Below are 9,991 nucleotides of genomic sequence, written 5' to 3' on the forward strand. Positions count from 1 at the left end.
GTTTTTAACGGGGTTGATAACCTATGTATTTGCCGGTAAGGCCGTTGCTCATCAGGTATTGAGCCGTTTGCAATATCGAGAAGGAGTAGTCGCGCAGCGATTGGCGGGCCGCCGGGTCGGCTATGTCGCCGCTCTGTTCGATGGTCTGTTTGTGGGCGAGCAGCCACTCCTGGTTATCCTTGGGTTTATAGATGTAGAAGAGCGAATCGTTCACGCAGCCTACGGCATCGTCGGAGGTGAAGACCACCGCCGGACGCTTCTCGCGCAGCAGGTCTACGCCGAAACCGTTGTTGACGTAGTCGATTTGCAGCAGCCCCAGCAGCGTAGGAGCTATGTCGGTCTGTCCGCCCAGGTCGTCGATCTGGCGCGGCTCGATGGTCGAGGGGGCATAGATGAGCAGCGGCACGTGGTTGAAACTGAGGGGCATGTCGCTGCGAGGTGTCCCTACCAGCTTCCCGTGGTCGCCCACAAAGACAAAGATGGTGTTGTCGAACCACTCCTCCCGGCTGGCCTGGGTGATGAACTGCTCCAGAGCGTGGTCGGCAAACTCGACGATGCGCAGCTCGTCGGTGTTGTTGCGGGCCTTGAAATCTTTGGGCACCACATAGGGCGGGTGGTTGCTGATGCTCAGCAGGGCGGCAAAGAAGGGTTTACCCTCGCGGGCCGTCTGGGTGAGTACCGGCAGGGCATACTGGTAGAGGAAGTCGTCCTGCACGCCGAAGCTGTTGACCACCTTCTCCTTGGGATAATCTTCCTGGGCAAAGATGCGGTCGAAGCCGTTGGTGCGCAGGTAGCCGTTCATGTTGTCGTATTGCGACTCGTGCGTCATGAAGAAGAGGGTGCTGTATCCGTTGTCCTGCAGGATGGTGGGCAATCCGGCAAAGAAGGGGATGACGGCCCCCTTCATCGAGTTGCGTTTCATCAGAGCCGGGTAGGAGTACAGCGTGGAGTGGATGGCGTGGTTGGTGTGCGTGCCGGCCGAGAAAAATCGGTTGAAGCAGAGCGATTTCGTAGCGATGGTGTCGAGGAAGGGGGTCAGCTGCCACGGATTGCCGAAGTGCCCCATCAGCTCGGCCGACATCGATTCCATGAAGATGAGCACCACATTCTGGCGGGTCGGTTCGCCCGGGTTCTCTACCCGGCGGGCGATGGGCGACACCTCGGGCAGCGAGTCGGCGATGTGGTATTCCCGGCGCACGCGGGCGATGGCCTCCAGGTCGTCCATGAGCTCAATCTCGCGGTTCTCCGATTTCGAAGCCTCCAGCGAGCTGCGCAGCAGATTGAAGGCCGGGCTCACACCCAACTGATTCAAAAACGTATTGTTGCAATAGTAGGCCGCACTCACCTTGATGGGGTTGTAGCCCACCCGGCCCCGGATGCCGAACATGCAGCCGCCTATCAGCACGATAGAGCCCAGCAGCATGAGCAGCTCGTTGGGCCAGTGAAATTTCTCGTCCGATACCCGATGGATGTCGAGGCAGGTGCGTTGCCGCAACCAGCGGAGCAGAAAGACGAAGAGAATCGAGAGGGCGAGGAAGAGCACGAAGGCGACGATGTAGGAGAACTCGCCGAACATCAGCCCCAATGTGGTACCCGCGTAGCCGAACCAGTTGAATATCGAGGCGTTGATATGCTTGAAGAAGTAGGCAAAGTAGGGTATGTCGGCCGCCGATATGGCAAAGGCCAGCACGTAGAAGAGGGAGAAGAAGATGCCCACGCCCCGGAACAGCGCCTTCCCGTAGTACCCCAGCAGGGCACATATCGATACCACCGTGAGCGGCAGTATCATGATGTAGCAGGCCACCACATTGTCGAGCCACACGCCCCGGGCGAAAGCCTCGGCACGGGTGAGTACCGACAGGTTTTCACCCGCCAGGTAGTCGTAGCCTTGCATGAACAATATCAGGCGGAACGCGGCAAAGAAAAGAAGCCCCAGCAGATGTATCGAAACCAGATAGCGCAGGGCGTACAAATATCGTTTCATCGGTCGTATTGCTTAAACAACGCTGTAAAGATAGTGAAAGGAGAAAGCCGAGGCAAATGAAAACGGAAATTCCTGTGGTTTGTGCCGCCCCCGCACTGGCTGCAGGACCAGCTTGGGGCGTGGGGAGAAGTCTCTTTTGTTGGCACGATTCCGCATCGTAGCGTGGAACAACCGCACCCACATCCGCGTGGAATATTCGGGCAGCGGAGTCCGGCTCGGAGAGATATGCCGGTCTTACCGGGCCGTAATGTGGAAACAGCCCTGCCGAACCTCGTACTTCACATAGCATTTGTGGTTTTTGCGCAGATCGTAGAGCACCTCGCCCAGCAGCAGGCGCAGGCGGTCGGAGGGGACGAAGCAGGTCGAGTCGGTCACGTTGTAGCGGTTGTAGGCAATGTCGAAGGTGGTGCCGTAGCGGTGGGCCGAGTTTTCGCTGGCGTTGGTGTTGCGTCGGCGCAGCGAGCGGATGGACTCGTCGGAGCGGAGGGCACTGGTGAGGATGATTTGCCGTCCGCCGGCACCGCGGCTCTCGAGCGAATCGTTGAAGTTCTTCCCGATGGTCATCAGCAGCCACTTGGTTCTGGGGGTGAGGTAGGGAATCGAGTGGGTGAGCTTGTCGACCGAGTAGTATTCGCAACTGTCTATTTTGGCCAGCTTCCAGAAGCCCATGCTGCGGGCCTCGTCGAGCGACTCGAGCGGGGCGATGCCGTTTTTGCGGGCAATGGCCAGGTGCTGGTCGTTGAGGTCGTTGAAGAGTTTGCGGAAACTGGTGTACTGGATGGGGCTCTTCGGCCAACCGGTGGGGCGGGGCTGGGTCTGCTGCTTCACCTCGAAGGTGTCGATAAAGGAACTGTCGGGGTAGTCGGGCTCGACCTGCTTGCCTTTGCAGCCGGTGATGAGGAGGGCGAAGATGACGAATATCGGTAGTAAGGTGTGACGCATGAGGTGAGGCTTTTCCGGGGGATTATCGAGCCGGATAGCCGACTGTCTGTGTCAATATTACTTTCTGGCGTTCATTCAGTTTCAGTACCTGGGCCAGTTCGGCGGCATCGAACGAGCCGCGCACCACGCTGCCCAGTCCGGCCGAGGCACAATAGAGATAGATGTTCTGGGCTATGAAACCGCAATCGACAAACATCATGTCGTTGCCCGGAGCCTTGTCGAGGTCGGCCACAAAAACGATATTGAGCGGAGCCGTCTGGGCAAAAGGCTGTTTGCCGGCACTCTTGCGGAAGTCGCCGGCGGCTACCTGAGTCAGCACGTTTTGACGGGCATCGTAGCAGTAAGCCCCCTGGGCGGTGATGACATAGAGCGAAATCTCCTGCCGGTTGAGGGCCGAAGGTGCCGTGCGTTTATCCTCCCGGTTGTATCCCCAGGCGGCCCACAGGAGGTCGGCCATGGTTTGCGGATCGATGGCCCGGGTGGTATCGAACTGGCGGGTAGAGGCCCGTTGGGCGAGTACCTGCATGAGCGGTTGGCCTCCCTGTTTCTGGGGGGCGGGGAGCTCGATGTTCTGGGCCATGGCCATCATCGGGCTCGCTATGAGGAGCGACAAAAGTAAACCTTTGATTTTCATACTGCTTGGTTTTGAGTGCGACGAACAAAGATAACGATTTATTCGGTAGAGCCCTAAAATAAAAATGTAAAAATTATCAAAGTCGAAGAAAATAAAAGAGTTACCCTTCGGGTGAATCGAGCGGAAAGTTGTACTTTTACACCACATTTTTTCAGGCGATGAAATCGAGCATGTTGATAAAGGTACGATTATTCGTGGCTGCGCTGGTGGCCGCGCTGGCAATGAGTGTACAGGCCCAGGTCGAGAACCGCGACTCCCTGCAGGTGAGTCTGCTCACGTGCGGCCCCGGTACCGAGGTGTACGAGCTTTTCGGGCACACGGCCTTGCGGGTCAGGCAGTTGACTCCCGGCGGATTTGACTATGTGTTCAACTATGGCATGTTCGACTTCAATGCCCCGGCCTTTGTGTGGCGGTTTACCAAGGGCGAGACCGACTATTGCCTGGGTGTGAACGACTTCCGCACCTTCCTGTTCAACTATGTGATGCGCGAGTCGCGGGTCGACGAGCAGATTCTCAACCTCACGCCCGAGCAGAGCCAGGCACTCTTCTACGCCCTGCTGGAGAATGCCCAGCCCCAGAACCGCGTCTACCGCTATAACTTCCTCTTCGACAACTGCGCCACCCGGCCCCGCAACATGGTCGAGGCGACCCTCGGCAATCGGGTGCGCTACCACGAACCCGAGGGCGAGTTGCCCACCTTCCGCGAGGAGATCGACAGCTACGCCGAGCGTTGCCCCTGGCTCATCTTCGGCATCGACCTGGCCCTGGGTGGCAGTCTGGACCGCCCCATGACTTACCGCGAACAGATGTTCGGCCCCGAAGTGCTGAAAGAGGCCTTTGCCCGGGCCGAGATTCAACTCGCACCCGACTCGGCCGCGGTGCCGCTGGTGAGCCGTACCGAGGTGCTCTACGACCCCGAAGTCCCGGCCCGTCCCGGTGTGACCCCCTTCTACCTCACCCCCCTCTTCGTGGCCTGGTTGCTGGCGGCGATTGTGGCGGTGTGGTCGCTCTGCGACATCCGGCGGGGACGTTGCTCGCGGGTACTCGATACCGTGCTCTTTACCGCCTACGGATTGGGAGGAGTGATTGTCTTTTTCCTCATGTTCGTCTCGGTGCATCCGGCCACCTGGCCCAACTATTCGGCCTTTTGGCTTCATCCCCTGTGGTTGTTGATGGCCCTCTTCATTTGGTTTAAATCTCTTAAAAATATCGTTAGATACTATCATTTTGCTAACTTTGCGGGGCTGTTGATTTTTCTGGTGCTGTGGCACTGGATTCCCCAGCAGTTCAACCCGGCATTCATTCCGCTGGTGCTGGTGTTGATGATGCGTTCGCTCACCTGGCTGTGGGTGGAGCACGGCAAGAAGCGGAATTGAACAGATATGAAAAAAAAGGTATTAGCAACACTTCTGCTCTCTTTGCTGGTTGTACCGCTGGTACAGTCGGCCGACCAGGCACCGCGTCTGGTGGTGGGTATTACGGTCGACCAGTTGCGCACCGACTACCTGATGGCCTTGCAGCATCTTTTCGGAGAGAAGGGCTTCAAGCGATTGATGAAGGAGGGGGTGGTTTGCGAAAACTTGGTCTACGACTATCCCAATGTCGACAAAGCCTCGGCTACGGCCACGCTCTACACGGGCACGATGCCCTTTTTCCATGGCATCCCCTCGGAGCGGTTTTTCAATACTACATTCCAGCGCGAAGAGTTTATTCTGAACGACCCTTCCAAGATAGGCAACTATACGCAAGAGACCTTTTCGCCCGAACGGCTCAAGACCTCGACCATCAGCGACGAGGTAAAGATTGTGAGCGGCGGCCTGGGGCGCGTCTATGCCGTGGCTCCCGATGCCCAGCAGGCCATCATCAGTGCGGGTCATGCTGGTAACTGTGCTTTCTGGATAAACGACCGTAACGGCAAGTGGGCCACCACGACCTACTACCGCGATGTGCCGGCCTATATCGAGCAGTTCAACTACGGACGTTCGCTGTCGGCTCGCATCGATACGCTGGCCTGGACGCCGGTCTATACCCCCGACCTCTATACGGCCATACCCTACCTGACCAACGATTTTTCGTTCAAGCGCACCTTCTCGCACGACAACCGCGACCGCTTTGCCCAGTTCAAGACAACGGCGCTGGTCAACCGCGAGATTACCGATGTGGCCGTGGAGTTCCTCGACAAGGGGCTTCTGGGACGCCGGGGCGTGCTCGACATGCTCAACGTCGGCTATACGGCCGGGGTCTACCTGAACAAGACCGTGCAGGAGTACGGCCTGGAGTTGCAGGACACCTACGTGCGCCTCGATCGTGATCTGGCCCGGCTGCTCGACGAGATAGACAAGAAGGTGGGGCTCGACCATACCGTCATCTTCGTGGCCTCGACCGGCTACTTCAAGGGCGAAGCCAAGGAGTCGCCCATCTACAACATACCCTCGGGCGAGTTCTATCCGCGCCGTGCCGTGTCGCTGCTGAATGTCTACCTGATGGCTCTTTATGGCCAGGGCGACTGGGTCATCGGCTACCAGAACCGACAGATATTTCTGAATCGCAAACTCATCAAGGAGCGCGACCTCGATGCCGACGAGATGCGCGACAAGGCCGCTTCGTTCCTGATACAGATGGCCGGTGTACAGGATGTCTACACCTCGCAACGGCTGCTGTTGAGCTACGGTACCGACCGGCTCGCCGCCATGCGCAACGGCTACTGCCCCAAGCTGTCGGGCGACCTCGTGCTCGACCTTTGCCCCGGGTGGGAGGTGGTGTATGAGGACAATGCCGACACCCGCGAGTATGTGCGCATCAACGCCATACCGGCCCCTTGCTTCATCCTCGCTCCTGACGTGAAGCCGGTACACATTGCCACGCCGGTGCGGGCTACGGCCATTGCACCCACCGTTTCGCGCCTGCTGCGCATCCGTTCGCCCAACGGTTCTTCGGCCTCTCCGCTCTCCGAAATTCAATACTAATTTCTTCCTTTTTGCGGAGTTAGCAAAATTTGCACTATTTTTGCAGGGGTTCTATGGGACTCCCTGCGGGGAAGAACCTTTTATTAACGAATAAAACAGACACTTTATATGGGATTTAACGATTTATTGAAAAAGCTGTTCGGCAACAAGTCGCAGCGCGACTTGAAAGAGATAGAGCCTTATATCCAGAAAATCAAGGCTATATCGCCCGAACTCGAAAAACTGACGAACGACGAGCTGCGTCATCGCGTCGATGTGGTGAAGCAGCATATCCAGGATACGGTTGCTCCCGACCGTCAACGCATTGCCGAGCTCAAGGAGCATGTCGAGACGCTCGACTACGACAAGCGTGAATCGACTTGGGAAGAGATTGACAAAATCGAGAAAAACATTCTGAAGAAAATCGAAGATGTGCTCGACGAGTCGCTCCCCGAGGTTTTTGCCATCGTGAAGGAGACCGCCCGCCGTTTCTGCAACAACGAGACTATCGAGGTGACCGCCAACGACTTCGACCGCAACCTGGCCGTAGACCACGACTTCGTGCATATCGAGGGCGACAAGGCCATCTATGTGAACCACTGGATGGCCGGTGGCAACGAAGTGGTGTGGGACATGGTACACTACGACGTGCAGCTCATCGGTGGTGTGGTACTGCACAAGGGTAAGATTGCCGAGATGGCTACCGGTGAAGGTAAAACGCTGGTGGCCACGCTGCCGGTATTCCTCAACGCCCTGCCGGGCAACGGCGTGCACGTGGTGACGGTCAACGACTACCTGTCGAAACGTGACTCGGAGTGGATGGGCCCGCTCTACATGTTCCACGGCCTGTCGGTCGACTGTATCGACAAGCACGAGCCCAACTCCGAAGCTCGACGCAACGCCTACAATGCCGATATTACCTTCGGTACCAACAACGAATTCGGTTTCGACTACCTGCGTGACAACATGGCCAGCTCGCCCCTCGACCTGGTACAGCGCATGCACAACTACGCCATTGTCGACGAGGTCGACTCGGTGTTGATCGACGATGCCCGTACGCCGTTGATCATTTCGGGTCCCACCCCCAAGGGCGACGACCAGATGTTCGAGCAGTTCCAGCCCAAAGTCGAGGAGCTGGTGAAGATGCAGCGTACCCTGGTAACCAAGCTGCTGGCCGAGGCCAAGACCAAAATCGCCTCGGACGACAAGAAGACCCGCGACGAGGGTGCCGTTTTGCTCTACCGTTGCTTCAAGGGTCTGCCCAAGAACGGAGCCCTTATCAAATACCTCAGTGAGCCCGGTATCAAACCCCTGATGCTCGAGACCGAGGCTATCTATATGGCCGACAACAACCGCCGTATGCCCGAAATTACCGACGACCTCTACTTCGTAATCGACGAAAAGAACAACAGCATCGACCTTACCGATAAGGGTATCGATGTGATGACCGGCAAGTCGGACGACCCCAACTTCTTCGTGCTGCCCAACATCAGCGAAGAGCTCTCGGACCTCGAGAATCAAAACCTCACGCCCGAGGAGAAACAGAACCGCAAGGACGAGCTGCTGCAAAACTACGCCATCAAGGCCGAGCGGGTTCACACCGTGCATCAGTTGTTGAAAGCCTATACCCTCTTCGAGCTCAACGACCAGTATGTGGTCATCGACAACAAGGTGAAAATCGTCGACGAGCAGACCGGCCGTATCATGGAGGGGCGTCGCTACTCCGACGGTCTGCACCAGGCCATCGAGGCCAAGGAGCACGTGAAGGTCGAGGCCGCCACGCAAACCTTTGCCACCATCACGTTGCAGAACTACTTCCGCATGTATCACAAGCTGGCCGGTATGACCGGTACCGCCGAGACCGAAGCCGGTGAGTTCTGGGACATCTATAAGCTCGATGTGGTGACTATCCCCACCAACAAGCCGGTAGCCCGTATCGATATGGACGACCGGGTATACAAGACCAAGCGTGCCAAGTACAACGCCGTAATCGAAGAGATTGTGAAGATGGTCGAGGCCGGACGCCCGGTACTGGTAGGTACCACGTCGGTCGAGATTTCGGAGTTGTTGAGCCGTATGCTCACCATGCGCAAGATCAAGCACAATGTGTTGAATGCCAAATATCACCAGCGCGAGGCCGAAATCGTGGCCCAGGCCGGACAGACGGGTACCGTGACCATCGCTACCAACATGGCCGGTCGTGGTACCGATATCAAGCTGTCGCCCGCCGTGCGCGAGGCCGGAGGTCTGGCCATCATCGGTACCGAGCGTCACGAGTCGCGTCGTGTCGACCGTCAGTTGCGTGGTCGTGCCGGACGTCAGGGCGACCCGGGTTCGTCGGTATTCTTCGTATCGTTCGAAGATACGGTGATGCGTCTGTTTGCCACCGACCGCGTGGTGAAGATGCTCGACCGTCTGGGTCTCAAGGAAGACGAGATGATCGAACATCGCATGGTATCCAAGTCGATCGAGAACGCCCAGCGTCGCGTCGAAGAGAACAACTACGGTATCCGCAAACGGTTGCTCGAATACGACGACGTGATGAACGCCCAGCGTAACGTTATCTACACCAAGCGTCACCACGCCTTGATGGGCGAGCGTATCGGTATCGACATCATGAACATGTTCTACGATACCATCGAGTCGCTGGTCGAGGCCTACAACGGCTCCAACGACTACGAACCGCTGTCGATGGAGATGTTCAAGATATTTGCCGTAGAGATGCCTTTCGACGAAGAGAAATTCCGCTCGATGCGCAAGAACGAGATTATCGACAGCCTCTACGAGGCCGTGGTCGCCACCTTCAAGCGCAAGGGCGAACGCATGGCCGAGATTGCTCACATGAATATCAAGCCCTTCGTAGAGATGCGCGGTCTGTCGACCGGCATGATACGGGTGCCCATCACCGACGGCAAACGGGTGTTTGGTATCGCCTGCGACATCAACGAGGCCTACAAGAGCGAATCGCAGTCGGTGGTTAAGCAGTTCCAGAAAGCCGTATTGCTGATGACTATCGACGAGGCTTGGAAAGAGCACTTGCGCGAACTCGACCAGTTGCGCCAGTCGGTACAGAATGCCAGCTACGAGCAGAAAGACCCGCTGTTGATCTACAAGCTCGAGTCGTTCAACCTCTTCAAGTCGATGGTCGAGGCGATGAACCGCAAGGCTATCGCCATCCTCATGCGGGGTCAGATATACATCCAGGAGCCGCAGGATGTGCGCGAGGCCGCTCCCGAACGTCGCGAGGATTACAGCAAGTACCGCACCCAGAAGGACGACTACCCCGGTCAGGCCCAACAGCCGGCCCAGCAGGGTCAAGCCCAAGCTCAGGCACAGGCCGCCGCTGCACCGCAACAGCCGCGGGTTACCGAGCCTATCAAGGCTGCTCCCCGCGTAGGCCGCAACGATCCCTGTCCTTGCGGTAGCGGCAAGAAATACAAAAACTGTCACGGGAGAGGACTTTAATCTCCCTTTTGCCATACGCAC

Annotated in this window: 6 protein-coding genes; 3 read left to right on the top strand and 3 right to left on the bottom strand. The window is 57.4% G+C overall.

Going from position 1 to position 9,991, the window contains the following annotated elements:
* Positions 1-4 precede the first annotated feature (4 nt).
* The 3 genes from Q1K76_RS06755 to Q1K76_RS06765 form a co-directional block, all read right to left on the bottom strand.
* Positions 5-1,984: an LTA synthase family protein gene (locus Q1K76_RS06755; protein ID WP_289540104.1), complete on the bottom strand. Its 1,980-nt coding sequence runs from the start codon at positions 1,982-1,984 to the stop codon at positions 5-7.
* A 234-nt stretch (positions 1,985-2,218) separates the two neighbouring features.
* Positions 2,219-2,926: a DUF5715 family protein gene (locus Q1K76_RS06760; protein ID WP_258326785.1), complete on the bottom strand. Its 708-nt coding sequence runs from the start codon at positions 2,924-2,926 to the stop codon at positions 2,219-2,221.
* A gap of 22 nt (positions 2,927-2,948) precedes the next feature.
* Entirely contained in the window at positions 2,949-3,560 is a 612-nt protein-coding gene (locus Q1K76_RS06765) for a SagB/ThcOx family dehydrogenase (protein ID WP_300132042.1), read from the bottom strand.
* A 170-nt stretch (positions 3,561-3,730) separates the two neighbouring features.
* Between Q1K76_RS06765 and Q1K76_RS06770 the strand changes: the two genes are divergently transcribed.
* The 3 genes from Q1K76_RS06770 (at position 3,731) to secA (ending at position 9,970) form a co-directional block, all read left to right on the top strand.
* Positions 3,731-4,936, top strand: coding sequence for a DUF4105 domain-containing protein (locus Q1K76_RS06770; protein ID WP_158096870.1), 1,206 nt, complete (start codon positions 3,731-3,733; stop codon positions 4,934-4,936).
* A gap of 6 nt (positions 4,937-4,942) precedes the next feature.
* Entirely contained in the window at positions 4,943-6,526 is a 1,584-nt protein-coding gene (locus tag Q1K76_RS06775; protein ID WP_300132045.1) for an alkaline phosphatase family protein, read from the top strand.
* 108 nt (positions 6,527-6,634) lie between these two features.
* Positions 6,635-9,970 carry a preprotein translocase subunit SecA gene (gene secA, locus Q1K76_RS06780; protein ID WP_087409096.1) on the top strand — a complete coding sequence of 1,112 codons (3,336 nt, stop codon included), beginning with the start codon at positions 6,635-6,637 and terminating at the stop codon, positions 9,968-9,970.
* The last annotated feature ends 21 nt before the right edge of the window (positions 9,971-9,991 follow it).

This window comes from uncultured Barnesiella sp., assembly GCF_946496565.1.
Taxonomy (GTDB): Bacteria; Bacteroidota; Bacteroidia; order Bacteroidales; family Barnesiellaceae; genus Barnesiella; species Barnesiella merdigallinarum.